The organism is Prauserella rugosa, assembly GCF_000719975.1.
In the GTDB taxonomy this organism is placed as follows: Bacteria; Actinomycetota; Actinomycetes; order Mycobacteriales; family Pseudonocardiaceae; genus Prauserella; species Prauserella rugosa.
Map to the genome: position 1 here is coordinate 48,780 of NZ_JOIJ01000003.1, position 26,362 is coordinate 75,141.

The following is a 26,362-nucleotide window of genomic DNA, read 5'->3' on the forward strand; positions in this document are numbered from 1 at the left end:
CTCGCGCGGCGGGCCCCCATCGTGGCGGGGCCGGCGCCCTCTAGGCTGCGCATGGCCGTACCGGCTCTCTGCGGCCGGCCGACACGCGGACACGGAAAGGCAGCGGGACGTGCGAAAGGTCCTCCCGGGACTCGCGATGGCACTCGTCGTGCTCGGCGGATGCTCCGGGCCGCCCGGCAGCGATCCGGTCGAGAACCCGGCGCCGGTGCACGCGACCGAACAGGTCTCGGTGTATCCGTTCACGCAGGACGGCAGGCCGGCCTCCGGCCTCGACGTGGTCCACGAGGGAAACGGCACGTGCTGGCAGTCGTGGGTGAGCGTGGACAGCGACGCCGCACGCCGGTGCGCGCCGGTGCCGAAGGGCGATCCCGACACCTCCAAGCCCGTGCACGACCCGTGCTACCTGCACCCCGAGGCGGGCGCCGACCGCGCGCTCTGCCTGGCCGACCCGACGACCGGCCAGGCGGTGAGCTTCGACGTCGTCTCCGACGACGGCCCGCGCCCCGAGGAGGAGGCGGCCCACAAGCCGTGGTTCCTCGAACTCGGCGACGGGCGTCACTGCGTGCTCTACCTCAGCCCCGACGAGGGCGTGGACCCGGCGGAGATCCCCACGTACGCGTGTGGCCGCAACGACTACCTGTACGGCGAACCGGACACCGGCCGCCCGGTGTGGACGATCGCCAACCGCCACGGTGAGGCGGACACGCGGATCGAGCCCGGACCCGAACTGGACGAGGTGCAGATCCGCACCGCGTGGTTCTGAGGCGGCCGATGCGCATGACCTTCCACCGGCACTCCCCTGCCCGGCCGGCGGCGCCGGCTCGGTCCGCACTGCTGACGGCCGTGCTGGCGCTCGTGCTGATGACGGCGGCGTGCAGCGGGGACGCGGCCGAGCAGGCGCACCCCGAGGCCGCTCCGGTCACGGCGACCCAGCGCGTGACGGTGGAGCCGTTCACGCCGGACGGCGCCCCGTCACCGCGGCTCACCGTCACCGACGAGGCCGACGCGAAGTGTTCGGCCTCCGGCGTCGACCTGTCCGATCCCACGGCCAGGCGGTGCATGACGACCGAGGGGTACCTGCTGTACGACCCCTGCTACGTGCGTCCGGGGCCGACACCCGACACGGCTCTGTGCCTGCGCGAACCGGACAGTACGGACGCGGTGCGCATCCACCTCGTCGAGGACGCCGGGCCCTTGCCGCCGGAGGAGATCACCCAGCGGCCCTGGTACCTGCAGCTGGAGGACGGCAGGCGCTGCGTGCTCGCCCCGCGTCCCGACCCGACCGACCCGGCCGAGCAGCCGACCTACACATGCGGCAAGGGTGACCACCTGTTCGGGATGCCCGACACGTCGGCGCCGGTGTGGACCATCGGCAACCGGCAGGACACCGATACCGCCGGCGGCACCGGAGACGCCGAGTCCGCGCTGCGCGAGGTCGACATCCGCACCGCCTGGTTCTGACCGGGTCGGCTCCCCTGCCGAGCGGGGTCGGCCCGGTGAGCCCCGCAGAGCGCCACCGGGCCGAGAGGCCGCTACAGCCCCAGCTCCCCCAGTCGGGTGCTCACCCGCGGATCGGTGGACACGACCGGCGACTCGCTGCGCACCCACGGATCGCCGCCGAAGTAGCGCCGGAAGATCTTCTCCGCGGTCCTGGTGGCCAGCGCCTGCGTGGTCAACGTCGGGTTCGGACCGCCGAGCGAGTTCGCCAACGCCGAGTTGTCGGCGATGAACAGGCCCTTCACCGCACGGGCCTCACCGTCGGAGTCGAGCACCGAGTCGCGCTCCGACTCGCCCATCCGCATCGAGGACTGGACGTGCAGCAGCAGCGGTGCCCAGTCGATGCGGTAGACCGACTTCGCTCCCGCACCACGCAGGACCTCGGCGGTCTTGCGGGCCATGAACTCCCGGTTGCGGCGCGTCCTGGCCGAGCGCGTGCGTGGCTGGAACTGCACCTTCGGGATGGGCCCGTTCTCGTCGGCGGGCAACGCGGACGGCACGACCCGGTTCCCCGCCTCGACGTCGTCGTCGGTGATGACGAGGATCGCGAGGACATGGTCGAGTCCGCCGGCGAGGAACTCCTTCATGTCCGGTCCCATCAGCCTGCCCGCCGGACCGTCCCACGGCCCGGTCATCCCGCGGCCATTGGTGTACTGCCCGCGGATTCCGCTGTCGGACAGCGTCGTCGCGAACGCGTTGAGCGCGGGCGGCACGCCGACGTTCTCCATGCCGCCGTACGGAGGGAAGTCCAGGCGCGACGACGACCCGGTGCCCTTGGGGTTGCCGGTGTAGGTGTCGAACGACCCGACGACCCAGTCGAACGAGTGGTCCGTGTAGCCCCGCCCCACCCAGCCGTTCGGGTTGGGCAGGCCGCTGTTGAACCACAGCCGCGGGTTCTCGGTGCACCCGCCCGCCATCACCACGACCGCGGCGTCCTCCCGGTGCTCCTCGCCCGATCCGTTGTCGCGCCACGTCACTCCGGTGGCGCGCACCGTACCCGCCCGCGACTCGGTATGGACGCGGGTGACGAACGCGTCGGTGACCAGCTCGGCGGGCTTTCCTCCCCTGGCCCACACGTCGGCGGTGAGCGCCATCGGCACGTAGCTGTTGTCCGTGGAGCGCTTGGCGTACTGGTTGCGGGGCGCCCCGACCGGCCGCATGCAGCCCTGGAAGCAGTAGCCGCAGAAGGTGCAGCCGGTGGCCTGCGGGTACGACAGCAGGTTCGGATCCGACGTGCGTCCCGCGGTGCCGCCCGGCTGCAGGATCGCGTTCTCCTGGGGCCGGTACGAAGGACCGTGGGTGGTCTTGGTCGTCTGCACCGGCAGGCCCGTCGTCTCGCAGCCGCGGAAGAACACCTCCTCCCTGGTGCCCATCGCGGCGGTCATGACCGGCGCGGTCTCCTCGACCCATTCGAAGTAGGGCACGAGCTCGCCGTAGGAGAACGGGAACCGGTGGTTCACGTCGTACTCGGCAGCGTCCGGGCCGTCGTAATCGTTGAACACGCCGGGAAACGCCCGCGGATAGTTGCCGTAGAAGTGCTGGGTCGTCCCGCCGACGCCGGACAACTGCCACATGAACGAGTTCTGGCTCCATTCCCGGAACCACGCGGGCTTCGACCGGTCCTGCTGTCCCCAGCGCAGATATCCGGTGAGGGGGTTGTTGGCGTCGTTCTCGAACGTCGTCCACTGCTCACGCGGCTTGTCGTGACGCGGACCCGCCTCGAGCACAAGCACGTCGAGCCCCTTCGCGGCCAGTTCCTTGGCGACCACGGGACCTCCGCCGCCCGCGCCGATCACGATCACGTCTCGCATCAGTCGTGCACCTCCGTGCGGCCCTGGTAGTAGCCGATGAACTCGTCCCAGCCCTCGACGGGCCCGTCCGGCTGGTATCCGGTCAGCCGCCAGCCCACGGGACGGCCGGTCAACTGCTTGGTCTTCGCGTCGAACACCGCGTACTCCGAGTAGGAGCCGAACGTGGCGAACTCGATGAGCGCGCCGCCGACGAACTTCAACAGTCCGGAGACCGACCCCTTGAGCGGTTCGGGCAGCCGCACGTCGAGCACCGCGACGAGGTCGGAGTTCGCACCCTCCAGCAACGCGAACGCCCGTGCCTTCTCGGCGTAGGTCAGCCGCGCGAACGGCGAGACGAACGGACCGTTCACGGCTGCCGGGTTCACCTGCGTGGCGAGGAGGTTGAGCAGTGCGGCGATGGGCAGCGACAACGGGATCGTCGCGTCCCCCTGCAGTACCGTCGCCAGCGCCTTGTCGAGGGTGGCGAGTTCGGCGGGCACCAGCTCGGTGCCGGGCAGGGCGATCCCCGTGTCCGACAGTCCCGTCGCCAGCGCCGTGGCGACCGGCCGGACCACCTCGTCGGGCATCGGGACGAAGTTGTCGAGCGCGTCGATGAGGAAGTCGGTGGTGCAGGCCTCCATCGCGCCGGGGGTGTCGCTCGGGGTGCCCTGCGCCCGCGAGTACGGGTCGGGCCCCGGCATCGTGAAGACCGAGAGCCCGTTGAGCGTGTCCCGCGCCAGCTCGGCGAGGACGGGTCTGAGCGCCTCGACGACGCCGGACAGCGGGTCGCCGGGGGCGGCGGCCGCCGCCTGCGGCGCCAGCGTCTCGCGGGTGAGCAGCCCGCCGGCACCCACGGCGCCGAGCAGGCCGAGCCGGGCGAGGAAGGTCCTCCTGCCCAGGCCCACGGTGGAATCAGGCGTGCCGTTCATCGTTGAACCTCCGCACACGGGTGGAGCCGTGATGGCTTGGCTGGAGATGTGACTACCAGCACAGCTGCCGGCGCGGCTGGCCGAAGCACGCCTGTGCGGTGGGCGCACGGAATCCGTCGACGGGCGGCCGATCACCCGTCGAAACTCACCCTCGGCCGAGGGAATAGTAAGCATTGCTAGGCACTTGAACCCCAGGGAGCGTGTCGGCGGCCGGAGCCGGCAGCGGCGCGCGACACCGGACAAGCTGAACCCACCACGAATCGGAGGACCCGTGACCGCAGTGACCACCCCGACCCCCGAGGCCGATGCGGGAGCGCGGCTCAGCCGGAGCGGGCGACTGCGGTTCGCGCTCATCCTGGGCGGTCTCACCGCGTTCGGTCCGCTGTCGATCGACATGTACCTGCCCGGACTGCCCGCGATGGCCGAGGACCTGTCGGCGGCCAACGCGATGGTCCAGCTCACCCTCGCCGCGTTCGTGGTCGGTATCGGCGCCGGGCAGCTCGTCGCGGGCCCGCTGTCGGATGCCTACGGCAGGCGCACGCCACTGCTGGTGGGAGTGTCGCTCTACATCGCCGCGAGCGTGCTGTGCGCACTCGCGCCGACGGTCGAGGTGCTGATCGCGGCGCGTGCGCTCCAGGCGCTCGGCGCCGCGGCGGGCATCGTGATCGCGCGTGCCACGGTGCGTGACCTGTTCTCCGGCGTCGCCATGGCACGGTTCTTCTCGGCCCTGATGCTGGTCTCGGGCGTGGCGCCGATCCTGGCGCCGATCATCGGCGGGCAGCTGCTGGCCGTCACGTCGTGGCGCGGCATCTTCTCCGTCCTTGCCGCCTTCGGCGGGCTGTTGTTCCTGGTCGCCGCATTCGCGCTGCCCGAGACACTCGCACCGGCGCAACGCCGTCCCGCCCGGCTCGGCAGTGCACTGCGCACCTACCTGGGCCTGCTGCGGCACCCGGTGTTCCTCGGCTGCGCGCTGACGGTCGGATTGGCCTTCGCGGGCATGTTCACCTACATCTCCGCCTCGAGCTTCGTGCTGCAGGACATCTACGGACTCGACCCGCAGACCTACAGCTTCGTCTTCGGCGGTGGCGCGGTCGGCCTGGTGCTCATGACCCAGGTCAACGCGCGGCTGGTCGGCCGGTTCTCCCAGCGGAGCCTGCTGCGCACCGGGCTGACGGTCGCGCTGACCGGCACCGTCGTGGCCACCGTGGCCGCCGCCGCGGGCCTAGGCCTGGCCGTGGTCCTGCCCGCGATCTACCTCGTGCTCGGCGGCAGCGGCATGATCATGCCGAACGCGACCGCGCTGGCCATGGCCGACCACCCCGACAAGGCCGGATCCGCCTCCGCGCTGCTCGGCGTGCTGCAGTTCATCGTCGCGGGCGCCTCGTCCCCGCTGGTCGGGCTGTTCGGCGAGAGTTCCGCCGTGCCGATGGCCGCGATCATGGCCGTGTTCCTGGCCCTCGGCCTCACGAGCTTCCTCACCCTGGTGCGGCCCCGCGCCTGAGCGCGCCGTGCGGCGCCCGGCCCTCGCCGGCCTGCACGGGTGTCGCCGCGGTGGCACCGTGAGAGCGATGACGGAGCAGGCGGGACGGGCGGACGATCAGCGACCGGTCGTCATCCGTATCGGCAACGAGGAACTGATCGTCCGCAGGCGCTACGAGGTGGCCAGCATCGTCAACGATCTGCTGATCGCGGTCTGGTTCGTCGTCGGCAGCGTGCTGTTCTTCTCCCCGGAGACCGAGACGGTGGGGACATGGCTGTTCCTCCTCGGCAGCATCGAGTTGCTCATCCGCCCGATCATCCGCCTCAGCAGGCGCGTTCACCTGCGGCGGTTCAGCGGTGACGGCCCCACGGAGGCGGCCCACGACTTTTGACCGGCACCCCGGCATCACGATCCGGCGTGACAATCCGGCGTGACAATCCGTGTGCTTTCCGCGTCATGGCGTGGTCGCCGCCGCGTCCCACCCCCGCTCAGCACGAACGGCATCGGAGGAAGGCGGTCGGCGTGTCTGCACACAACGAATGGGTGGTTCCCTGCCGTGACCTGGCGGGACGCAAGCGCAAACTCACCGTGTTCACCAGCGACGAGCACGTCGTCGTGGTCGCTCCGCCCGGGGAGACGGCCGTGCTCGGACCGCTCGACGTCGGCCGGTTCCGCGCCGCGCTGCGCGACGCCGTCGTCCAGATCGCCCAACCGGACGCCGACCAGGCGGGCGATCTCGTCTGAGGCACGGGCGGCACAGGCCGCAATTGCGCGAGCGCGCGCTGCCGCAGGCGCATAGCCTGCGTGCCATGGATCCTCGGACGTGGACGACGGTGGACGACTACCTGACCACCAACCTGCTCGGGTACGACGAGGCGCTCGAGGGCGCGGCCAGGGTGTCCGCGGAGGCGGGCCTGCCCGACATCGCGGTCAGCGCACCGCAGGGCCGGTTCCTCACCCTGCTGGTGCGGATGGTCCGCGCCCGTTCCGTCCTCGAGATCGGCACGCTCGGCGGGTACAGCGCCATCTGCCTGGCCCGCGGACTCCCGCACGACGGATCACTGATCACGCTCGAGGCCGAACCGCGTTTCGCCGACGTGGCGCGCGGCAACATCGACCGCGCGGGCGTGGGCGACCGGGTCGACATCCGCGTCGGCCCCGCCCTCGACACCCTGCCCACCCTCGGCGACGACGCACCGTTCGACCTGGTGTTCCTCGACGCCGACAAGGCCAACAACGCCGCCTACTTCCGCTGGGCCCTCGAGTTCGCGCGGCCCGGCACGGTGCTCGTCGTGGACAACGTCGTCCGGGGCGGCACGATCGCCGACCCCGCCTCCGACGACCCCGGCGTGCGCGGCACCCAGCACATGTTCGAGCTGATGGCGGCCGATCCCCGCGTCGATGCCACCGCACTGCAGACCGTGGCCGGCAAGGGCTACGACGGATTCGCACTGGCGCTCGTCACCGGCTGACGAGCGCCGCGGTCCCCGGAACGCATCCGGCCCGCCCGCACCGAGGTGCAGGCGGGCCGGATCGCGGCTGTGACCGGTCAGGACAGGCCGGGGTACAGCGGGTGCTTCTTGGCCAGCAGCTCCACCCGGCCACGCAGCTCGCCGAGCACCGCGTCGTCGGCGTTCGGCTGCAGTGCGCGCACGATGATGTCGGCGACCTCGGTGAAGTCCTCGGCCCCGAAACCACGCGTGGCGAGCGCGGGCGTGCCCACGCGCAACCCCGAGGTGACCATCGGCGGCCGCGGGTCGAACGGCACGGCGTTGCGGTTGACGGTGATGCCGATCTCGTGCAGCCGGTCCTCGGCCTGCTTGCCGTCGAGCGTCGAGTTCACCAGGTCGACCAGCACCAGGTGCACGTCGGTGCCGCCGCTGAGCACGCGCACGCCCGCGTCCGCGGCGTCCGACTGCGACAGCCGGTCGGCGAGGATCTTCGCGCCCTCGAGCACGCGGCGCTGCCGCTCGGCGAACTCCTCGCTCGCCGCGATCTTCAACGCCACGGCCTTACCGGCGATCACGTGCTCGAGCGGGCCGCCCTGCTGGCCGGGGAACACCGCCGAGTTGATCTTCTTGGCGTACTCCTGCGTGGACAGCACGATGCCGCCGCGCGGACCACCGAGCGTCTTGTGCGTCGTGGTGGTGACGACGTCGGCGTACGGCACGGGGTTCGGGTGCAGTCCGGCCGCGACCAGACCCGCGAAGTGGGCCATGTCGACCATGAGCTTCGCGCCCACCGAGTCGGCGATCCGGCGGAACTCGGCGAAGTCCAGCTGACGCGGGTAGGCCGACCAGCCCGCGATGATCAGCTGCGGCTTGTGCTCGTTCGCGAGGCGCTCCACCTCGGCCATGTCGACGCGGCCGGTCTCCTTGTCGACGTGGTAGGCGGCGACGTTGTAGAGCTTGCCGGAGAAGTTCAGCTTCATGCCGTGCGTCAGGTGCCCGCCGTGGGCGAGGTCCAGACCGAGGATCGTGTCGCCCGGGTTGAGCAGCGACACCATCGCCGCGGCGTTCGCCTGCGCACCCGAGTGGGGCTGCACGTTGGCGTGCTCGGCGCCGAACAACGCCTTGGCGCGCTCGATCGCCAGGTTCTCGATGACGTCGACGTGCTCGCAACCACCGTAGTAGCGCTTGCCCGGGTAGCCCTCGGCGTACTTGTTCGTCAGCACCGAACCCTGCGCCTCGAGCACCGACACCGGCGCGAAGTTCTCGGAGGCGATCATCTCCAGCGTCGACTGCTGACGGCCGAGCTCCGCCTTGACGGCAGCCGCGACGTCCGGGTCTACAGTGGACAGATCGGCTTCGAACGAACTCAATGGTCAGCCCTCCTGGGTGAGCGCGGTGTAGGCGGCGGCGTCCATCAGCTCCGGCATGCTCTCGAACCGGACCTTGAACAGCCACCCTTGTTCATACGGATCGGAGTTCACGGACTCCGGGTTGTCCACGACGGCCTGATTGACCTCCGTGACCTCACCATCGACCGGTGCGTAGATCTCCGAGACCGACTTGGTCGACTCGATCTCTCCGCACGGCGTCCCCGCACTCACCTCCGAACCGGCCTCCGGGAGTTCGACGAAGACGACGTCGCCGAGGGCCTCGGCCGCGAACGCGGTGATGCCCACGGTGGCGACGTCACCGTCGACGGAGATCCACTCGTGTTCCTTGGTGTAGCGCAGGTCTTGGGGAATCGTCATCTCGGGGCCTTTCAGCGACGCTGGTAGAACGGCAGGGCGACCACCTCGACGGGTTCGAGGCGACCGCGGATGTCGGCGGACAGTGTGGTGCCGGGTTCGGAGCACGAGGCGGGCACGTAGGCCATGGCGATCGGGTGGCCGAGCGTCGGCGACAGCGCACCGCTGGTGATCTCCCCGACCTCGTCGTCGCCCTGGAGGACACGGTAGCCGTGCCGCGGAGCGCGTCGTCCCGCACCGGTCAGTCCGACCAGGACCCGCTCGGGCTCGGGCTGCTTCTCCAGCGCGTCGCGGCCCACGAAGTCACCCTCCTTGTCGAACCGGACCACCCGTCCGAGGTTCGCCGCGAAGGGTGAACGGTCGGCGCTGAGCTCGTTGCCGTACAACGGCATACCCGCCTCGAGGCGCAGTGTGTCGCGGCACGCGAGACCGCACGGCACGATCCCGTGCGACGCGCCGGCCTCGGTCAGCACACCCCACACGTCGGCCGCGTCGGCGGCGTCGACGAACAGTTCGAACCCGTCCTCACCGGTGTAGCCGGTGCGGGCGAGCAGCACCTCCCGGCCACCGACGGTCGTGGGCACGCTCGCGTAGTACTTGAGCGCGGACAGATCGGCATCGCTGACGGCGCCGACGACGGACGCCGAGGTCGGGCCCTGCACCGCGATGAGCGCGGTCTCGGCGGAACGGTCGGTCACCGTGGTGTCGAAGCCCTCGGCGCGGCGCACCAGCTCGGCCGACACCTCGGCGGCGTTGCCCGCGTTGGCCACCACCAGGTAGCGCTCGTCGGCGAGCCGGTAGACGACGAGGTCGTCGACCACACCGCCGCGTTCGTTGCACATCATCGTGTAGCGGGCCCTGCCCACCGACACGGCCGACAGCTTGCCGGTCAGCGCGTAGTCGAGCGCGTCGGCGGCCTGCGGCCCGCTCAGTTCGATCTCCCCCATGTGCGAGAGGTCGAACAGCCCGGCCGCCTCGCGCACGGCGCGGTGCTCGGCCAGGTCGCTCGAGTACCGGACCGGCATGTCCCAGCCGGCGAAGTCGGTGAACGAGGCTCCTAGTCCACTGTGGACGTCATGTAGCGGAGTCTTCATCGTCTCAGCTTTCGAAATCGGTGACGGGCGGGCAGGAGCACACCAGGTTGCGGTCCCCGTAGGCGCCTTCGATGCGGCGCACCGGCGAGAAGTACTTGCCCTTCGCGCGGGTACGGCCCGGGTACACCGCGAGCATCCGGTCGTAGGGCAGGTCCCAGTCGCCCGCGAGCTGCTCGGCGGTGTGCGGCGCACCCCGCAGCGGGCTGCGCTCGACCTCCCACGTGCCGGAGGCGACCTCCGCGATCTCCCTGCGGATCGAGATCATGGCCTCGCAGAAGCGATCCAGCTCGGCGAGGTCCTCGCTCTCGGTCGGCTCGACCATGAACGTGCCCGCCACGGGGAATGACATCGTCGGTGCGTGGAACCCGTAGTCGATGAGCCGCTTCGCGACGTCGTCGACCGTCACGCCGGTCTGCTTGGTCAGCTGGCGCAGATCGATGATGCACTCGTGCGCGACGAGACCGTTCTGTCCGGTGTAGAGCACCGGGTAGTGCGGGCTCAGCCGCGCGGCGACGTAGTTCGCCGCGAGCACCGCGACCTGCGTGGCCTCGGTCAGCCCCGCCGACCCCATCATGCGCACGTATGCCCACGAGATCGGCAGGATCGAGGCCGAACCGTAGGGCGCACCGGAGATCGGCCCGACACCCGTGTCCGGTCCGGCGCCTGGGAACTGCGGGTGGTTCGGCAGGTACGGCGCGAGGTGCTCGCGCACCGCGACGGGCCCGACCCCCGGACCGCCGCCGCCGTGCGGGATGCAGAACGTCTTGTGCAGGTTCAGGTGCGAGACGTCGCCACCGAACTCGCCCGGCTTGGCCAGTCCCAGCAACGCGTTGAGGTTCGCACCGTCCACATAGACCTGACCACCGGCCTCGTGCACGATCTCGGCGAGCTCGGAGATCCCGGTCTCGTACACGCCGTGCGTCGACGGGTAGGTGACCATGATCGCCGCGAGCGTGTCGCGGTGCTGGTCGGCCTTGGCACGCAGGTCGGCGAGGTCGATGTCACCGTCGTCGGTGCAGGCCACCACGACCACGCGCATGCCGGCCAGTACGGCCGAGGCCGCGTTGGTGCCGTGCGCCGAGGACGGGATGAGGCAGACGTCGCGTTCGGGCTCGCCGTTGGCGCGATGGTAGGCACGGATCGCCAGCAGTCCGGCGAGTTCGCCCTGACTTCCCGCGTTCGGCTGCAGCGACACCGAGTGATAGCCGGTGACCTCGGCCAGCCACGTGCTGAGCTGGTCGGTGAGTTCGCGGTACCCGGCGGCGTCCTCGGCGGGCGCGAACGGGTGGATGTTCGCGAACTCCGGCCAGGTGACCGCTTCCATCTCGGTCGTGGCGTTGAGCTTCATCGTGCACGAGCCGAGCGGGATCATCCCACGGTCGAGCGCGTAGTCCAGATCGGACAGCCTGCGCAGGTAGCGCAGCATCGCCGTCTCGGAGCGGTGGCTGTGGAAGACCTCGTGGGTCAGGTACTCCGTGGTGCGCTCGAGCCCCGCAGGGATCGCGCGGCCCGCCTCACCGGACGTGCCGTCGAGACCGAACGCGGCGAGCACCGCCTCGACGATCCGCGGCGACGTCGCCTCGTCGCACGCGATGCGCACGAGGTCCGGACCATCGGCGCCCAGGTTGATCCCGGCCTCGCGGGCCGCGGCCACGACCGCGTCCGCCCGCCCGGGAACACGCGCGAGCACCGTGTCGAAGAAGTGCTCGTGGACGACCTCGACACCACCGCGGCGCAACGCATCGGCCACGGCGGTGGCGTGCCCGTGCACCCGGTCGGCGATGCGCTTCAGCCCGTCGGGGCCGTGATAGACCGCGTACATCGAGGCCATGACCGCCAGCAGCACCTGCGCGGTGCAGATGTTGCTCGTGGCCTTCTCCCGCCGGATGTGCTGCTCCCGGGTCTGCAACGCGAGCCGGTACGCAGGTGCCCCGGCCGCGTCGACCGAGACACCGACGAGCCTGCCCGGCAGCGACCGCTCGAGCCCTTCACGGACGGCGAGATAGCCGGCGTGCGGGCCGCCGTAGCCCATCGGCACGCCGAAACGCTGACTGCTGCCCGCCGCCAGATCGGCGCCGAACTCGCCCGGCGCCTGCACCGTGGTCAGCGCGAGCAGGTCACCCGCGACGCAGTAGAGAGCCTTCGCCTCGTGGGCGGCCTCGCCGATGCGCGCGTAGAACCCCGGTTCGCGCAGAACACCGGAGGCACCCGGGTACTGCACGACGACACCGAAGAACTCCTCGGGCAGCCCCTGCGACAGATCGCGGACGTCGACGTCGATCCCGACCGCCTCGGCACGCGTACGCAGGACGCTCACCGTCTGCGGAAGGCACTCGTCGTCGACCACCAGCGTGGACGTCTTCGCCTTGGACGCGCGGCGCATCAACATCATCGCCTCGGCGACGGCCGTCGGCTCGTCGAGCATCGAGGCGTTGGCGGTGGCCAGGCCGGTCAGGTCGGACACCATCGTCTGGAAGTTCAGCAGCGCTTCCAGCCTGCCCTGCGAGATCTCCGGCTGGTACGGCGTGTACGCGGTGTACCAGGCCGGGTTCTCCAGCACGTTGCGCCGGATCACGGCGGGCGTGACGGTGTCGTGGTAGCCGAGACCGATCATCTGGGTCATCGGGCGGTTCTTGGACGCGAGCGCCCGCAGCTCGCGAATGGCCTCCTCCTCGGAGGCGGCCTCGGGCAGGCTCAACTCGCCCGACACGCGAATCGCGGGGGGCACGGCGGCCGCCACAAGCGCATCGAGGCTGCCGTAGCCGCACTCGGCCAACATCTTCGCCTGCTCCGACTCGGCGGGGCCGATGTGCCGGGGCGCGAACGACGACGGCGACGAAGGCGACGATGGCGGCGAGGACAACGACGACGGCGATGACGTCGAAGACTGTGCCGGAACGGTCATCGAAAGGAGCTCCTTTCAAGCGCATGACGGGGATACCCGCCACGCTGGGAACTCCCCCTCTGTCATGACACCTGAGAGTTTCACCGTGCGTGCACGGCTTTCACCTTGGGTGAGGCTCATCGAGCCCACTTTCCAGAGTGGCCTCACCATGGCGGTAACGGTACCTGAGAGATTGTGGGGTCTTTGCTCCTTCGGTGCCTCGCGCTACCGGCGCACGAGGTCTCTCCCGCTCACGGCTCGAGCAGCCTCGATATTCGGTTATCAGACGGTTAACGTACTGGTCGCGTTTGACCGAGTCCACCCTCCGCGCCCTCGCAGTGATGTAGACCGCGGGGATGTCGACCCGGCGGAGCACGGGCGGCTACTGTCGGTGTCCGACTCCCTCGATCGGGCGCCCGTTTGCCTCGTGCGCCGCGCGGGAAGCCCGCACCGGTGAGTGCCCAGATGCCTACCGTACGCACCCTGCGGGACGTCACCGATCTCGTCGGCAGGGGTGTCGCGCCGTACCTGCGCTACTCCCCCGGCCCGGACTCCGACGCCGCTCACCCCAGTACCGACCACGAGAGCGGACTGCTCATGCCCGGCGTGTCCATCAACCCGCTCGAGGCTCCCGGCTGGTGGACACTGCCCCTCGAGGACTGGGTGGCCAGGCGGATCTGCCAGTACCTGCGCGAACTCGACGAGGGCGCGTGGCCCTGGCTGCTGTCCGGACGCGTCGTGGACGTCGGCCCGGACAACGAGCCACTGCTCGTCGACGTCGAACCGGTCGCGTGGATGGACCTCGCACTGCTCGACGAGGCCCGCGACCACTACCGCAGCCGCCTCGAAGCCGGCGTCGCCACCCACCAGGACAAAGCGCAGTAGACCTCCGGCACTGCTCTGCCCGGCACTGCTCTGTCCGGCACTGCTCTGTCCGGCACTGCTCTGCCCGGCACTCCTCTGCCCATCATTGCTCCGGCCGTCACCGCACGCGTGCTCCGACCTTCGGTGCGAGTGCCGCCGCGACCCGGCGCAGCATCCGCACGTACGGCGACCACCGCGCCGGGCGGGCCACGCCGCCCGTCAGTTGCCGCTCCGCCCGGTCGAGGCAATCCTCCAGGAGCGCGTCGTGCAGCGGCATCCAGAACAGCCGCACGGTGAGCCGGGCAGCGCCGCGCGGGCGGATCACCAGCAGATGGCGCAGCTCCGTCATCGGCCGATCCCCCGCCGGTACCCCGGGCCCTGAGCCGGACGCGGTGTCGGCGTGGCGCAAGGGCACGGTGCTGAACTCGTGGAACCCGTCGAAGCCGCGGGGCCGCGTGAATCGGAAGCGCACACAACGCCCCGGCGTCACGGCCTCCACCCGGTAGCGAACCGGACCATGACCCCCGCTCGCACCGACCTCCAGGGGCCGATCGAACGCCATCGGTGGCCAGGCATCGCGCGGCCACAGGTGGTCCCGCGTTCCGCTGAGCCCCTGCAGCAGTGTGCCGACCTCCGCCTCGGCGACCGGCAGCACCCGCGCGTGAAGGTTGTGGAGCATCCGAACCCCTGCCCCGTCCACCGTCGGCGGACGTCGGTTGTCGAAGGTCGCAGTAGTGAGCTTTTTCGTGAGCTTTCGTGAGTCGTTATAGAGAGCCGTTGTCGATAGCCGCTGTAGATACCCGTTGTAGAGAGCTGTTGTAGAGAGCTGTCCCTAAAACAGTATTAGAGCATAGTCTCCACAACATGGGCAGACCCGAACGGCACACCCGCGACGATTTCCTCGATGCCGCGGCCCGGCTCTTCGCCGACGGTGGCACGCGGGCGGTGACGATGTCGGCCGTCGCGCGTGCGGCGGGCGCACCGAGCGGCTCGCTGTACCACCGCTTCGCCGACCGGCCGGCGCTACTGGCCGCGCTGTGGACCCGGACCGTCGACCGGTTCCAGGCCGGCTACCTCGAACAGCTCCGCCGCACGCCGCCCGTGGAGGGCGCGGTGGCCGCGGCGGCGCACGTCGTGCGCTGGTGCCGGGAGCACCCGGCGGAGGCGCACGTGCTGCACGCGGGCAAGCGGGCGTTCGACACCGGCACGTGGCCCGAGCCGGACCGCGCGGCCGGCGAGCGCTCCGAGCGCGAACTACGGCGCGCACTGCAGGCGGCGTGCCGAACCCTGCGCGCGGCCACGCGCCGTTCGACCGACGAACTGCTGCTCGTGCTGGTCGACCTGCCCTACGCGACGGTGCACCGCCACCTCTCCCGGGGTGACACGCCGCCCGCCCGGGCCGTCACCACCGCCACGGCGGCGGCCCGCGCTCTGCTCACCCCGAGCGACGATCACCCGAGCGACGCTCCGAGGTGAGCCCGGCCGAGCGTGCCGAGGCGCGACTCAGCCGGTCAGCGACGCGGGCGTCCCAGCTCGGTGCGTCCCAGTTCGGCGAGCAGTGCACGCACCGCGGACCGCCCGGCTCGGCTGGCACCGACGGTGCTGGCCGACGGCCCGTAGCCGACGAGGTGCACCCGCGGCTCGGCGACCACACGCGTGCCGTCCATGCGCACCCCGCCTCCCGGCTCCCGGAGTCCCAGCGGAGCGAGGTGATCGAGCGCGGCGCGGAAGCCGGTGGCCCACAGGATCACGTCGGCGGCCTGCTCCCTCCCGTCCGGCCAGACGACGCCGCGCGGCGTGATGCGCTCGAACATCGGCCTGCGGTCGAGAATGCCCGCCTCTCGCGCGGCCCTGACCTGCGGCGTGAGCATCAGGCCCGTCACACTGACCACGCTGCGCGGCGGTTTGCCCTGCCGGACGCGTGCGTCGACCTGCGCGACGACCTCGCGGCCGTACTCGGGTGTGAACTCGGCGTCCCGGAACACCGGCGGCGTCCGCGTGACCCACGTCGTCCCCGCGGCGACCGGGGCGATCTCGAGCAGCTGCTGCACCGCGGAACTGCCGCCGCCGACCACGACGACATGCTTGCCGCGGAACTCGTCGGCTCCCGAGAAGTCGGCCGTGTGCAACTGCCTGCCCCGGAAGTCGCCCTGGCCCGGGTAGTGCGGCCAGAAGGGGCGGTCCCACGTCCCGGTGGCGTTGACGATCCCGTTGGCCAGCCACGTCTCGGCGGGCGTCTCGACGACGAACGCGCCGCGTTCGTCGTCGGCGTACCGCACGGCGCGGACGTCGAGCGGCCTGCGCACCGGGAGGTCGAACGTGCGCTCGTAGCGGTCGAAGTACTCGGTGACGACCTCGGACGCGGGCCGATGCGGGTCCGGTGTGCCGAGCGCCAGCCCCGGCAGCTCGTGCAGGCCGTGGACCTTGTCGAACCGCAGGGACGGCCACCGGTACTGCCAGGCACCGCCCGGCCGTTTCGCGTGATCGAGCACCACGAAACCGGAGCGACCGTCCAAGCCGGCGCGGCGCAGGAAGTACGCGGCCGACAGCCCGGCCTGTCCGGCGCCGAGGACGGCCACCTCCACCGCGTGATCAGCCCGCATGTCCGGTACAACCACGTGGCGTGGCGGCCCATTCCGGCGCGGGCCGCTACCGGGTCACGAGCCCTTCTTCCCCCGAATCAGGCGAATCACGGCGAGGACCCCGAAGAGCGCGACCACGCCGGCGATCACGGGCGCGAGACGCTTGGCGACCGACGCACCCGCGTAGTCGAACAGGTCGATGGCCTCCGCCTCACCGCGTGAGCCCGCGGGCTTGACCGACTCGAGCTGGGGCTTCTCGGGCTGGGGCGGCGGCGCCGCGGCGGCCGCACCCGCGGCGATGCCGCTGCCGTCACCCGTGCCCGGCGTCGTGTCTTTTCCCGGCTTCACATCCGTCCCGGCCCCCGTGTCCTGGGCGGAGTCGGCACCGGCCTGCGCCGGGTCGGACGCGAGTTCCGCCGACAGGTTCTCCGCGAAGCTGTCGAGGATCTTGCCGCCGACCTCCGAGATCATGCCCCGCCCGAACTGGGCGGGCTTGCCCGTGACGTTCAGGTCGGTGGCCACGGCTCCGTGGGTGGTGTTCCCGTCAGCCGTGAGGGTCACGGTGACGTTGGCCGAGGCCGTACCCGCACCTCGCGAATCCTTGCCGGAGGCCTTGATCGTGATCTTCCTGGACGACTCGTCCTTCTCGAGGAACTCGCCACTGCCCTTGTAGAGCAGCGAGACCGGGCCCAGCTTGACCTTCACCGTTCCCTTGAACGTGTCGCCTTCGACGGCGGTGAGTGTCGCGCCGGGCATGCACGGCGCCACGCGTTCCGGATCGATGATCGCCTTCCACACCTCGTCGATGGGTGCCGGGACGGTGAATTCGTGGTCCAGCCGCACGGGCCGACCTCCTTCCTCGATGCCTGCGCTCGATGCTCGCGCCGCAGAACGCCGTCACGGCGCCTGCGCGTGTTGTGCGGGTCCGCCGACCGGTGTCAGCGGGGCCGGTACCGGTGGAGGGCACCACGGGGACCAGGACCCGCGGTGCCCTCCACCGGCCGGTGATTCAGCCTGCCATCGCCGCCTCGACGGCGCGTCCCGTGAGCACACGGGCGAGGTGCTGGCGATACTCCACGTCGGCGTTGCCGTCGACCGTGGGGCTGGTGCCCTCCGCGGCGTGCGAGGCCGCCTCGCGGATGGTCTCCGCATCGGCCGAGCGGCCCACCAGGGCTTCCTCCACCGCCCGCGCACGGACGGGGATCGAGGCCATGTTGGTGAGCCCGATCCTCGCCTCGGCGATGGTGCCGCCCTCGGCGCGTACGGTGGCCGCGACCGCGACCATCGACCACGCCTGGGCGACCCGGTTGAACTTCTCGTAGTGCGCCGTCCAGCCGGTGTGCTTGGGCACGCGCACCTCGACGAGGATCTCGTCGGGGGCCAGCGACGTCGTGAAGAAGTCCTGGAAGAACTCCGCCGACGACACCGTCCGCCTGCCCCCGGTCCCCTGGATCACCATCTCGGCGCCCAGCGCCAGCGCCGGCGCGAGCAGGTCACCCGCCGGGTCGGCGTGGGCGAGCGAACCGCCGAACGTGCCGCGGTGCCGCACCTGCGGATCGGCGACGGTGTCGGTGGCCCTGGCGAGGAGCAGGGCGTGATCGTGCACGAGCGGATCGCGCTGTACGTCGTAATGCGTGGTCATCGCACCGATCACCACGGCATCGCCGTCGTCGCGCACGCCCTTGAGCTCACTGACCTTGCCGAGGTCCACGACCGTGGTCGGTGCGGCCAGGCGCATGCGCAGCACGGGCAGCAGGCTCTGCCCGCCCGCGAGCACCTTGGCGTCCTCGCCCGCATCGGCGAGCGCACGCACCGCCTCATCCACAGTGGACGGTGCTACGTAGTCGAACGGAGCGGGGATCACTGCGCACCTCCTTGTGCCGGGTCGATCGAGCCGAGTCCGCCACCGGCCTCGGCTCCGGGGCCGCCTGCATCGGTCTCGCCCATGTGCACGGCCCGCCACACACGCATGGGGCTGAGCGGCATCTCGATGTCGTCGACTCCGTGGTGCCGGACGGCATCGACCACCGCGTTGACCACCGCCGGGGTGGAGGCGATGGTGCCGGCCTCACCGACGCCCTTGACGCCGAGCGGGTTCGACGTCGCGGCGGTCTCGGTGCGGTCGGTGGTGAACGAGGGCAGGTCCATCGCCGACGGCAGCAGGTAGTCGGCGAAGGTTCCGGAGGTGAGCGTGCCGAACTCGTCGTACACGGCCTCCTCGTACAGCGCCTGGGCGATGCCCTGTGCCAGTCCGCCGTGCATCTGGCCCTCGACGATCAGCGGGTTGATCACCTTGCCGATGTCGTCGACACACACGTACGAGCGCAGGCGCACCCGGCCGGTCTCGGTGTCGACCTCCGCCGCGCACAGGTGCGTGCCGTGCGGGAACGAGAAGTTCTCCGGGTCGAACACGGCCTCGGAGTCCAACGTGGGCTCCACCCCGTCGGGCAGGTCGTGTGCCGCGAAGACCGCCAACGCGATGTCCTGGATGGACGTCGAGGTGTCGGTACCGCGCACGCTGAACTTGCCGTCGGCGAACTCGAGGTCGTCCTCGGAGGCCTCCAGCAGGTGCGCGGCGACCTTGCGGGCCTTGGAGACGACCTTCTCGGCCGCCTTCACCACGGCGATGCCGCCGACGGCCAGCGACCGCGAGCCGTACGTGTCCAGGCCCTTGTGTGAGGACTGCGTGTCGCCGTGCAGGATCTCGACGTCGTCGAAGGCCACGCCGAGCTGGTCGGCCACGATCTGGCTCCACGCCGTCTCGTGGCCCTGACCGTGCGGCGAGGCGCCCGTGACGACCTCCACCTTGCCGGTGGGCAACATGCGGATCGCCGCGTGCTCCCAGCCACCCGCTCCGTAGTCGAGCGAACCGAGCACCCGCGACGGTGCGAGCCCGCACATCTCGGTGAAGGTGGAGATGCCGATACCGAGTTGGACCTTGTCACCGCGTTCCCGCCGCTGCTGTTGTTCCCTACGCAGCCCGTCGTAGTCGAACAGCTGCATGGCCTTCGCGGTCGCCGCCTCGTAGTTGCCCGAGTCGTAGGTCAACGTGGAGACGGTCGTGTACGGGAACTCCTCGTGCTTGATCCAGTTCTTCTCGCGCAGCTCCATCGGGTCCATGCCGAGCTCGGCCGCCAGCTCGTCCATGATGCGCTCGATGGCGAACGTCGCCTCGGGCCTGCCGGCACCGCGGTAGGCGTCGGTGAGCGTGGTGTTGGTGAACACGGTCGTGCAGGAGAACCGGTAGGCCGGGATCTTGTAGATCGCGTTGAACATGAACGCACCCAGCACCGGCACCCCGCCGCCCACGATGCCCAGGTAGGCACCCATGTCGGCGAGCAGGTCGACCTTCAGCCCCGTCACGGTGCCGTCGCGGGTGGCCGAGATCGTGATGTCCTGCATCTGGTCGCGGCCGTGGTGGGCGGCGACCATCGTCTCCGAACGCGACTCCGTCCACTTGATCGGACGGCCGAGCTTCTGCGCCACGACCACCGCGGCGCACTCCTCGGGGGTCACGGCGAGTTTGCCGCCGAAACCGCCGCCGACGTCCGGGGCGATGACCCGTACCTGGTGCTCGGGCAGACCCAGCGTCATCGCGACCATCGTCTTGAGGATGTGGGGCACCTGCGTGGCCGACCACATCGTCAGTTGCGGCGCCGTGGGATCGACGACCACCGACCGCGGCTCCATGAAGGCGGGCACGAGGCGCTGCTGGCGGAAGCGGCGCGTCACGACCACCTCGGCCTCGTCGATGGCCTTCTGCACGTCGCCGCCGGAGCCGGCCTCGTTCGAGTCGAACACCCACAGGGCGCTCTTGTTCGTGCCGAGGTCCTCGTGCACCAGCGGTGCCCCTTCGGCCACGGCGTTGTCGAGCCCGAGCACGACCGGAAGGTCGTCGTACTCGACGTCGATCTCGGCGAGGGCGTCCTCGGCCTCGGCTGCGCTGCGCGCGACCACCGCCGCGACGGCCTCGCCCGCGAAGTTCACCGTGCCCTGGGCGAGCATCGGCCTGCGGGGCGTCTTCTGGTCCGGCGTGATCGGCCACGCGTTGGGCATTCCGATCTCGCCCGACGGGTCGAGGTCGTCACCGGTGAACACGGCGACGATACCCGGCATCTCCTTCGCCGCCGAGGTGTCGATGCTGACGATCCGCGCGTGCGCCGTCGGACTGCGCAGGAACGCCATGTGCATGAGCCCGGGCAACGCGATGTTGTCGGTCCACCGCGTCCGTCCGGTGATCAGCCGTTCGTCCTCCTTGCGGACGCGGGCGCGCCCGACTTCCGGTTCGGCCGCGGTGGTCATGCGTCACCTCCCACGCCCGTGCCCGTCGCCGCGGGCTGACCTTCGCCGACCTGTTCGGCCTCCGGTCCCGCACCGGGCCGCATGTGGCCGGCCGCATCGCGTACGGCGCGGACGATGTTCTGATAGCCGGTGCACCGGCAGAGGTTGCCTTCGAGGCCTTCGCGGACGGCTTCCTCGTCCGGATTCGGGTTGTCGGCCAGCAGATCGATCGACTGCATGATCATGCCGGGAGTGCAGAAACCGCACTGGAGTGCGTGGTTGTCGCGGAAGGCCTGCTGCACCGGGTGGAGCTGCCCGTCGCGGGCGAGCCCCTCCACGGTGGTGACCTCACAGCCGTCCGCCTGGACGGCCAGGACCGAACAGGACTTCACGCTCTGCCCGTCGAGATGGACGGTGCAGGCGCCGCAGTTACTCGTGTCGCAGCCGACCACGGTTCCGGTCTTGCCGAGCTTCTCCCGCAGATGATGCACGAGCAGAGTCCGGGGTTCGACGTCATCCGTGTAGTCGGTCCCGTCGACGGTGACGGTGATGCGCATGGGGCCTCCTGTGGTGGCTCGGTCCGCCGGGTGGACGGGCCGCGTGGAACGGCCTGGGCCGATCACCGCGGGCGGTGATCGGCTTCACAAACTCGAGCCTGCTACGTGAGCCCTTCCTCGACAACCCCGATCTTGGCGTCCACCACGAGCCGTTCCGCATCCGCGGATCGCCACCTGGGCACGGACTCCGCGGGTGCGGAAATATTCGCCCGATCGGTTGCGTGGTGGGTGGTGCCAATGGACCGTTGGCACCGCCCGGCCACCGGCACGCCGAGGACGCCACCCCGTCCCGTCACCGCCCCGCCCCGTCCCGTCACCGCCCCGGCAGCTGCCGGCGGCACCGCCCTCAGCGCTGCTGCTCGGCGTGGATGCGGCCGTCGACGTCGGCGAGCCGCCGTCCGCCGCCGCCCCATTTCAAGGCGATGATCTCGGCGGCGATGGACACGGCCGTCTCCTCCGGGGTGCGGGCGCCGAGATCGAGACCGATGGGCGAGGCCAGTCGTTTCAGTTCGGCCTCGCTGAGCCCGGCCTCACGCAGGCGGGCCAACCGGTCGTCATGCGTGCGCCGCGACCCCATCGCGCCGACGTACCCGACGTCCAGTCGCAGCGCCACCTCCAGCACCGGCACGTCGAACTTCGGGTCGTGCGTCAGGACCGCGACGACGGTGCGCCCGTCGATCCGCCCCGCGTCGGCCTCGGCCTGCAGATACCGGTGCGGCCAGTCGACGACCACCTCGTCGGCCTCGGGGAATCGTGTCTTCGTCGCGAACACCGGGCGCGCGTCGCACACGGTCACCTCGTAGCCGAGGTAGGCCCCCATCCGCGCCATCGCGGCGGCGAAGTCGATGGCGCCGAACACGAGCATGCGGGGCGGCGGTTCGAAGGTGTTGACGAACACCGACATGCCCTCACCGCGGCGCTGGCCGTCCGGTCCGTAGTGGAGGGTGCCGGTGCGCCCGCCTGCGAGCATGCCGCGTGCGTCGTCGAGCACGGCGTCGTCGACGCGGTCGGAACCGAGCCCGCCCCGGACGTCGTCCGGCCACACGAGCATGCGCCTGCCCAGCATGGTCTCGTCGGGATGCTCGATCGTCGTGACGAGAGCGACCGGCCTGCCCTCCCGCACCGACGCGACGAGCGCGGGCAGGTCGGGCATCGTCTCGCGGTCGACGCGTTCGACGAAGATGTCGATGATGCCGCCGCACGTCAGGCCCACGGCGAAGGCGTCGTCGTCGCTGACGCCGTACCGCTGCAGCACCGGCACCCCGTCGGCGACGACCTGCTGGGCCAACTCGTAGACGGCGCCCTCGACGCACCCGCCCGACACGCTGCCGACCGCGTCGCCCTCGGCGCCGACCAACATCGCGGCCCCGGGAGCGCGCGGCGCCGACGAGAACGTGGCGACGACCGTGCCGACGCCCACCGTCTCCCCCGCCTCCCACCGCCGGAAGACCTCGTCCAGCACGTCATGCATCTCGGACCTCCCGCAACAGTCGTTCCAACGTGGCCAGGCTGTGTCCGGCCAGCAGCCGGTCCACGTGGGGCAACGCGACGGCGATGCCCGACTGCACCGGTTCGTAGCCCTCACGGCCCGCGTGCGGGTTCACCCACAACACCGTGTGCGCCAGCCTGCGCAGCCGTGCCATCTGTTCTCCCAACAACGCGGTGTCGCCGCGTTCCCATCCGTCCGAGAACACCACGACGACGGCCCTCCTGGCGAGCCCTCGCTGTCCCCAGCGGTCGAGGAACACCCGGACGGTCTCGCCGAGCCGGGTTCCGCCCGCGAAGTCGGCGACGGCCCCGCCCGCGGCGAGCATCGCCCGTTCCGGATCGCGTTGGCGCAGCGCCCGCGAGACGCGCGTGAGCCGGGTGCCGAGCGTGAACACCTCGGTGTCGGCGGGCTGCGCGCGCACGACGACGTGGGCGAAGCGCAACAACGAGTCGGCGTAGGGCTTCATCGACCCGGACACGTCGACCAGCAGCACGACCCTGCGCGGCCGCGTGCGCTTGCGCGCGTAGGCGAGGCGGGCCGGTTCGCCGCCACCCGCGATCATCGCGCGGAACGTGCGGCGCGGGTCGAGTGCGCCGCGGTGCGCGGGCCGGAGCCGCGACGACCGGCGCCGGGGGAACACCGGCCGCAGCGTCTGGAACAACTCGCGCAGGTGCCGACGTTCGGAGTCGGTCAGTTCACCGAGGTCGCGGTCCCGTAACAGCTCCACGTCGCTGGCCGCGACGCTGAGCTGTTCGCCGGCCTCCTCGCCCGACTCCCCGTCGCCCTCGCCCGTGAGCGGTGCGATCCGGGCGCGCTGTTCCCGTCGCACCGGCAGACCCGCGTCCGCCGCGGACTCGCCGCCGAACCAGCTCGCGAACGCCTCGTCGTACCGCGGCAGATCGTCGGGATCGGCGCACAACGTCAGGCGGCCGGCCCAGTACAGCTGGGTGGCCTCGCCGACGTCGATCCGTTCCACCGCGTCGAAGTAGGCACCCACCCGGTGCCGGTCGCACGGCAGGCCCGCCTCCCGCAGTGCGGCCGTGAACCCGACCAGCCCGGGAAGCGGATCGGCGACGACGGTGTTCCCGCCCCCTGCCGTGCCGTCGACCGCGCTGTCGCCCCCGCCGGTGGTGTCGCCGGTGTTGTCGGACATGGGTCCATCATGCCCCGCGCAGGCCAAAACGCCGAGGGTGCGAGCCGGTGATCAGCCGAGGACCGCGTCGAGGCGGGCGCGGACTCGGTCGGTGTCCTCGCTGAACTTGAGCACCGCACCCAGCGTGGTGGCGGCTGAGGCCGCGTCGAGTTCGTCGCGGCCGAGCGCGCGGAGTGCGTTGGCCCAGTCGATCGCCTCGGCGACCCCGGGCGGCTTCAGCAGTTCCATGGTCCGCAGCCGTTGGAGTGCCTCGGCGATCTGCTCGGCGAGGCGTTGGCCGATGCCGGGCACGCGTGCCCGCAGGATCGCGATCTCGCGGGACAGGTCGGGGTGCTCGAGCCAGTGGTACAGGCAGCGTCGCTTCAGCGCGTCGTGCACCTCACGCGTGCGGTTGGACGTGAGCACGACCAGCGGGGGCTGTTCGGCCCGCACCTCGCCGTACTCGGGGATCGTCACGGTGTTCTCGTCGAGCAACTGCAGCAGGAACGCCTCGAACTCGTCGTCGGCGCGGTCGATCTCGTCGACCAGCAGCACGCACGGGGCCGAACGCAGCGCCGTCAACAGCGGACGCGCCAACAGGAACCGCTCGGTGTACAGCGACTGCTCCGCGTCCTCGACGTTCAGCCTGCCGCCCTCGGCGGCCTCCAACGCGCGCAGGTGCAGCAGCTGGCGCGGGAAGTCCCACTCGTACAACGCCTGCGCGGCGTCGATGCCCTCGTGGCACTGCAGCCGCACCAACGGCAACCCCAGGCTCTCGGACAGTGCGACGGCCAACGAGGTCTTGCCCGTGCCCGGTTCCCCCTCGCAGAACAACGGCTTGCCCATGCGCAGTGCGAGGAACGCGGCGGTGGCGACGCCGTCGTCGGCGAGGTACCCGATGTCCTCGAGCAGAGCCGACAACTTGGCGGGCGAGGAAACGGCGGTGTGGGCTGCTCCGGCGGCGGTGCCGGTGGCGGCGGATTCGGACGTCACTCCCTCACCCTAGGCATGCGCTCGGCCGGGACGGAAACCTTCTTACGGGTCAAGCAGGTCGGGTGTGTCCGCATCGCGGCCGCCGCCGACGTCTCCGCATTCGACGAGCCGGACGTCGGCGCGCCCGCGTAGCCAGTCCCGCGCCCCCTTGTCGCCCTCCGCCTGTGCGGCGATCTCGGCCCACCAGCGGCGTCCGAACAGCACGGGGTGTCCCGGTGCTCCGTCGTACGCGGCGCGCACGACGGCGGCATCCACGTTCCCGGAGTCGTCCTGGGCGTGTGTGCGGATCCGGCTGACGACCTCGGGGCCCACGTCGGGCAGGTCGACCAGCTGCACGAGTGCCGCCTCCGGAGCCGGTTCACGCTCGCCGAGCGCGCGCAGTCCCGCGCGCAGGGACGCACCCATGCCCTCGGCCCAGTCGTCGGCCACGACCACCTCGGCCCCTGCCGGCACCAGCGGAGCCGCGTCGTGCGCCCGCGCGCCCAGCACTACGAGCACCGGGCCGCAGCCACCCTCGGTCAGCACCCGCGCGGCACGCGCGACCAACGGTTCGCCGCGGTGGGCCGCGAGCGCCTTCGGCATGCCGAACCGTCTGCCCTCGCCCGCGGCCAGCACCAGACCCGCGATCATGCGCGGGGCGGGGCGACGGCGGTCAGATCGGCCTCGATGCGCCGCGCCGCGTCCCGCAACGCGGGCAGAAGTTCGCCCTGCATCGACTCGGGCGTGGTCCGCGAGGCGTGCGTCGCCAGGTTCACCGCCGCCACCACGTCGCCGTCGGCGCCCCGGACCGGGACGGCGATCGACCGCAGGCCCGCCTCGAGTTCCTGATCCACGAGCGCGTAGCCCTGCTCGCGCACCGCCGCGACTTCGGCCCGCAACGCGGCGGCCGAGTCGATGGTGCGGTCGGTGAACCGGTCGAAGGACGCGCGGGCGAGGTACTCGCCGAACTCGTCGTCGGACAGTCCCGCCAGCAGCACGTGGCCCATCGACGTGGCATGGGCGGGAAACCGGGTGCCGACGCTGATCGTGACCGTCATGATGCGCGAGACCGCCGCCCGCGCGACGTAGACGATGTCGGTGCCCTCGAGCACGGACATCGAACTGGACTCGCGCACCTGCGCCGACAGGTGCTCCAGGTGCGGCTGGGCCAGCTGCGGAAGCGACAGGCCCGACAGGAACGCGTACCCGAGTTCCAGCACCTTGGCGGTCAGCGAGAACTGTTTGCCGTCGGTGCGCACGTAGCCGAGGTCGGCCAGGGTGAGCAGGAACCGCCGTGCCGCGGCCCTGGTCAGACCGGTCTCCTTGGCGACCTCGCTCAGCGTGCGCTGCGGCGTGCCTGCCCCGAACGTCCTGATGACGGCGAGGCCCCGCTCGAGCGACTGCACGTGGTGCGTGGCTCGCGGCGCAGCGTCGCCCGCCTGCTCGGTGTCGCCCGCCTGCTCGGTGTCGCCCGCCTGCTCGGTGTCGACGGCGTCGGCGGTGTCGGCGGTGTCGACACTGCCGGGACTGTCGGCGCGCTCGGCGGTCTCGGCGCCTGGCGTGGCTGCGGTGTCGTCAGGGGTGCTCATAGGACACTCAACCTACTGGCCGCAGG

Annotated in this window: 25 protein-coding genes and 1 riboswitch; of the genes, 8 read left to right on the forward strand and 17 right to left on the reverse strand. The window is 71.1% G+C overall.

The annotated features are described in order from the left end of the window. Positions 1-109 precede the first annotated feature (109 nt). Entirely contained in the window at positions 110-763 is a 654-nt protein-coding gene (locus tag IF64_RS25900; protein WP_145600385.1) for a hypothetical protein, read from the forward strand. Beyond that, the gene (locus IF64_RS0105255; RefSeq protein WP_145600386.1) at positions 754-1,461 is read left to right on the forward strand and encodes a hypothetical protein; all 708 of its coding nucleotides are present in this window, start codon (positions 754-756) and stop codon (positions 1,459-1,461) included. Before IF64_RS25900 ends, IF64_RS0105255 begins: the two co-directional genes overlap by 10 nt. A gap of 71 nt (positions 1,462-1,532) precedes the next feature. On the opposite strand, the gene IF64_RS0105260 is transcribed toward IF64_RS0105255, so the two are convergent. Together IF64_RS0105260 and IF64_RS0105265 are read right to left on the reverse strand one after the other, a co-directional pair. Beyond that, on the reverse strand, positions 1,533-3,308 hold the full coding sequence (locus IF64_RS0105260; RefSeq protein WP_030530865.1) for a GMC family oxidoreductase N-terminal domain-containing protein: 1,776 nt from the start codon (positions 3,306-3,308) through the stop codon (positions 1,533-1,535). Continuing rightward, positions 3,308-4,216: a hypothetical protein gene (locus tag IF64_RS0105265; RefSeq protein WP_030530866.1), complete on the reverse strand. Its 909-nt coding sequence runs from the start codon at positions 4,214-4,216 to the stop codon at positions 3,308-3,310. Before IF64_RS0105265 ends, IF64_RS0105260 begins: the two co-directional genes overlap by 1 nt. Before the next feature lie 280 nt (positions 4,217-4,496). Between IF64_RS0105265 and IF64_RS0105270 the strand changes: the two genes are divergently transcribed. The 4 genes from IF64_RS0105270 (at position 4,497) to IF64_RS0105285 (ending at position 7,168) form a co-directional block, all read left to right on the forward strand. Next, the gene (locus tag IF64_RS0105270; RefSeq protein ID WP_030530867.1) at positions 4,497-5,717 is read left to right on the forward strand and encodes a Bcr/CflA family multidrug efflux MFS transporter; all 1,221 of its coding nucleotides are present in this window, start codon (positions 4,497-4,499) and stop codon (positions 5,715-5,717) included. A 67-nt stretch (positions 5,718-5,784) separates the two neighbouring features. Next, positions 5,785-6,087, forward strand: a complete 303-nt coding sequence (locus tag IF64_RS0105275) for a YrhK family protein (RefSeq protein WP_030530868.1) — start codon at positions 5,785-5,787, stop codon at positions 6,085-6,087. A gap of 131 nt (positions 6,088-6,218) precedes the next feature. Continuing rightward, positions 6,219-6,440: a hypothetical protein gene (locus IF64_RS0105280; RefSeq protein WP_030530869.1), complete on the forward strand. Its 222-nt coding sequence runs from the start codon at positions 6,219-6,221 to the stop codon at positions 6,438-6,440. Positions 6,441-6,505: 65 nt separating this feature from the next. Beyond that, positions 6,506-7,168, forward strand: a complete 663-nt coding sequence (locus IF64_RS0105285; protein WP_030530870.1) for an O-methyltransferase — start codon at positions 6,506-6,508, stop codon at positions 7,166-7,168. 77 nt (positions 7,169-7,245) lie between these two features. Here IF64_RS0105285 and glyA read toward each other — a convergent pair whose 3' ends face one another. From glyA to gcvP, 4 genes are read right to left on the reverse strand one after another with little or no spacing between them, the layout of a single operon-like run. After that, positions 7,246-8,517, reverse strand: a complete 1,272-nt coding sequence (gene glyA / locus IF64_RS0105290; RefSeq protein ID WP_030530871.1) for a serine hydroxymethyltransferase — start codon at positions 8,515-8,517, stop codon at positions 7,246-7,248. A 3-nt stretch (positions 8,518-8,520) separates the two neighbouring features. After that, complete coding sequence (gene gcvH, locus IF64_RS0105295; protein ID WP_030530872.1) at positions 8,521-8,895, reverse strand: glycine cleavage system protein GcvH; 375 nt, start codon at positions 8,893-8,895, stop codon at positions 8,521-8,523. A gap of 11 nt (positions 8,896-8,906) precedes the next feature. Next, positions 8,907-9,986 (reverse strand): glycine cleavage system aminomethyltransferase GcvT, encoded by a 1,080-nt coding sequence (gene gcvT / locus IF64_RS0105300; protein WP_030530873.1) that lies wholly within the window; start codon positions 9,984-9,986, stop codon positions 8,907-8,909. Positions 9,987-9,990: 4 nt separating this feature from the next. Next, positions 9,991-12,891: an aminomethyl-transferring glycine dehydrogenase gene (gene gcvP / locus IF64_RS0105305; protein WP_084705671.1), complete on the reverse strand. Its 2,901-nt coding sequence runs from the start codon at positions 12,889-12,891 to the stop codon at positions 9,991-9,993. A 49-nt stretch (positions 12,892-12,940) separates the two neighbouring features. Further along, a riboswitch (glycine riboswitch) is annotated at positions 12,941-13,037 on the reverse strand. 298 nt (positions 13,038-13,335) lie between these two features. Here gcvP and IF64_RS0105310 point away from each other — a divergent pair. Next, positions 13,336-13,755, forward strand: coding sequence for a DUF6098 family protein (locus IF64_RS0105310; protein WP_030530875.1), 420 nt, complete (start codon positions 13,336-13,338; stop codon positions 13,753-13,755). A gap of 97 nt (positions 13,756-13,852) precedes the next feature. On the opposite strand, the gene IF64_RS0105315 is transcribed toward IF64_RS0105310, so the two are convergent. Then, positions 13,853-14,413 (reverse strand): hypothetical protein, encoded by a 561-nt coding sequence (locus IF64_RS0105315; RefSeq protein WP_030530876.1) that lies wholly within the window; start codon positions 14,411-14,413, stop codon positions 13,853-13,855. Positions 14,414-14,598: 185 nt separating this feature from the next. Here IF64_RS0105315 and IF64_RS0105320 point away from each other — a divergent pair, with 185 nt between their 5' ends. Continuing rightward, positions 14,599-15,210, forward strand: coding sequence for a TetR/AcrR family transcriptional regulator (locus tag IF64_RS0105320; RefSeq protein ID WP_030530877.1), 612 nt, complete (start codon positions 14,599-14,601; stop codon positions 15,208-15,210). A 35-nt stretch (positions 15,211-15,245) separates the two neighbouring features. Here IF64_RS0105320 and IF64_RS0105325 read toward each other — a convergent pair whose 3' ends face one another. From IF64_RS0105325 to IF64_RS0105370, 10 genes are all read right to left on the reverse strand, one after another. After that, positions 15,246-16,337, reverse strand: coding sequence for an NAD(P)-binding domain-containing protein (locus IF64_RS0105325; protein ID WP_030530878.1), 1,092 nt, complete (start codon positions 16,335-16,337; stop codon positions 15,246-15,248). Positions 16,338-16,391: 54 nt separating this feature from the next. After that, positions 16,392-17,159 (reverse strand): SRPBCC family protein, encoded by a 768-nt coding sequence (locus IF64_RS0105330; protein WP_030530879.1) that lies wholly within the window; start codon positions 17,157-17,159, stop codon positions 16,392-16,394. Between the two features lie 166 nt (positions 17,160-17,325). Further along, complete coding sequence (locus IF64_RS0105335; protein ID WP_030530880.1) at positions 17,326-18,180, reverse strand: FAD binding domain-containing protein; 855 nt, start codon at positions 18,178-18,180, stop codon at positions 17,326-17,328. Then, positions 18,177-20,618 (reverse strand): xanthine dehydrogenase family protein molybdopterin-binding subunit, encoded by a 2,442-nt coding sequence (locus IF64_RS0105340; protein ID WP_030530881.1) that lies wholly within the window; start codon positions 20,616-20,618, stop codon positions 18,177-18,179. Before IF64_RS0105340 ends, IF64_RS0105335 begins: the two co-directional genes overlap by 4 nt. Further along, positions 20,615-21,154: a (2Fe-2S)-binding protein gene (locus tag IF64_RS0105345; protein WP_030530882.1), complete on the reverse strand. Its 540-nt coding sequence runs from the start codon at positions 21,152-21,154 to the stop codon at positions 20,615-20,617. The genes IF64_RS0105340 and IF64_RS0105345 overlap by 4 nt, the downstream gene beginning before the upstream one ends. Before the next feature lie 346 nt (positions 21,155-21,500). Beyond that, positions 21,501-22,625 carry an XdhC family protein gene (locus IF64_RS0105350; protein WP_030530883.1) on the reverse strand — a complete coding sequence of 375 codons (1,125 nt, stop codon included), beginning with the start codon at positions 22,623-22,625 and terminating at the stop codon, positions 21,501-21,503. Next, positions 22,618-23,796 carry a vWA domain-containing protein gene (locus tag IF64_RS0105355; RefSeq protein ID WP_084705672.1) on the reverse strand — a complete coding sequence of 393 codons (1,179 nt, stop codon included), beginning with the start codon at positions 23,794-23,796 and terminating at the stop codon, positions 22,618-22,620. Before IF64_RS0105355 ends, IF64_RS0105350 begins: the two co-directional genes overlap by 8 nt. A gap of 51 nt (positions 23,797-23,847) precedes the next feature. Next, positions 23,848-24,696, reverse strand: coding sequence for an AAA family ATPase (locus tag IF64_RS0105360; protein ID WP_425468477.1), 849 nt, complete (start codon positions 24,694-24,696; stop codon positions 23,848-23,850). Between the two features lie 114 nt (positions 24,697-24,810). Then, on the reverse strand, positions 24,811-25,398 hold the full coding sequence (locus IF64_RS0105365; protein WP_030530886.1) for a nucleotidyltransferase family protein: 588 nt from the start codon (positions 25,396-25,398) through the stop codon (positions 24,811-24,813). Then, entirely contained in the window at positions 25,395-26,336 is a 942-nt protein-coding gene (locus IF64_RS0105370) for an IclR family transcriptional regulator domain-containing protein (protein WP_084705673.1), read from the reverse strand. The genes IF64_RS0105365 and IF64_RS0105370 overlap by 4 nt, the downstream gene beginning before the upstream one ends. Positions 26,337-26,362: the final 26 nt, after the last annotated feature.

Excerpts from the sequence above, each read along its gene's own strand:
- IF64_RS0105260 (WP_030530865.1), bottom strand. The coding sequence starts at position 3,308 with ATGCGAGACGTGATCGTGATCGGCGCGGGCGGCGGAGGTCCCGTGGTC.
- IF64_RS0105265 (WP_030530866.1), bottom strand. The coding sequence starts at position 4,216 with ATGAACGGCACGCCTGATTCCACCGTGGGCCTGGGCAGGAGGACCTTC.
- IF64_RS0105275 (WP_030530868.1), top strand. The coding sequence starts at position 5,785 with ATGACGGAGCAGGCGGGACGGGCGGACGATCAGCGACCGGTCGTCATC.
- IF64_RS0105285 (WP_030530870.1), top strand. The coding sequence starts at position 6,506 with ATGGATCCTCGGACGTGGACGACGGTGGACGACTACCTGACCACCAAC.
- gcvH (WP_030530872.1), bottom strand. The coding sequence starts at position 8,895 with ATGACGATTCCCCAAGACCTGCGCTACACCAAGGAACACGAGTGGATC.
- gcvT (WP_030530873.1), bottom strand. The coding sequence starts at position 9,986 with ATGAAGACTCCGCTACATGACGTCCACAGTGGACTAGGAGCCTCGTTC.
- gcvP (WP_084705671.1), bottom strand. The coding sequence starts at position 12,891 with ATGACCGTTCCGGCACAGTCTTCGACGTCATCGCCGTCGTCGTTGTCC.
- IF64_RS0105310 (WP_030530875.1), top strand. The coding sequence starts at position 13,336 with ATGCCTACCGTACGCACCCTGCGGGACGTCACCGATCTCGTCGGCAGG.
- IF64_RS0105315 (WP_030530876.1), bottom strand. The coding sequence starts at position 14,413 with ATGCTCCACAACCTTCACGCGCGGGTGCTGCCGGTCGCCGAGGCGGAG.
- IF64_RS0105320 (WP_030530877.1), top strand. The coding sequence starts at position 14,599 with ATGGGCAGACCCGAACGGCACACCCGCGACGATTTCCTCGATGCCGCG.
- IF64_RS0105325 (WP_030530878.1), bottom strand. The coding sequence starts at position 16,337 with ATGCGGGCTGATCACGCGGTGGAGGTGGCCGTCCTCGGCGCCGGACAG.
- IF64_RS0105340 (WP_030530881.1), bottom strand. The coding sequence starts at position 20,618 with ATGACCACCGCGGCCGAACCGGAAGTCGGGCGCGCCCGCGTCCGCAAG.
- IF64_RS0105345 (WP_030530882.1), bottom strand. The coding sequence starts at position 21,154 with ATGCGCATCACCGTCACCGTCGACGGGACCGACTACACGGATGACGTC.
- IF64_RS0105350 (WP_030530883.1), bottom strand. The coding sequence starts at position 22,625 with ATGCATGACGTGCTGGACGAGGTCTTCCGGCGGTGGGAGGCGGGGGAG.
- IF64_RS0105355 (WP_084705672.1), bottom strand. The coding sequence starts at position 23,796 with ATGTCCGACAACACCGGCGACACCACCGGCGGGGGCGACAGCGCGGTC.
- IF64_RS0105365 (WP_030530886.1), bottom strand. The coding sequence starts at position 25,398 with ATGATCGCGGGTCTGGTGCTGGCCGCGGGCGAGGGCAGACGGTTCGGC.
- IF64_RS0105370 (WP_084705673.1), bottom strand. The coding sequence starts at position 26,336 with ATGAGCACCCCTGACGACACCGCAGCCACGCCAGGCGCCGAGACCGCC.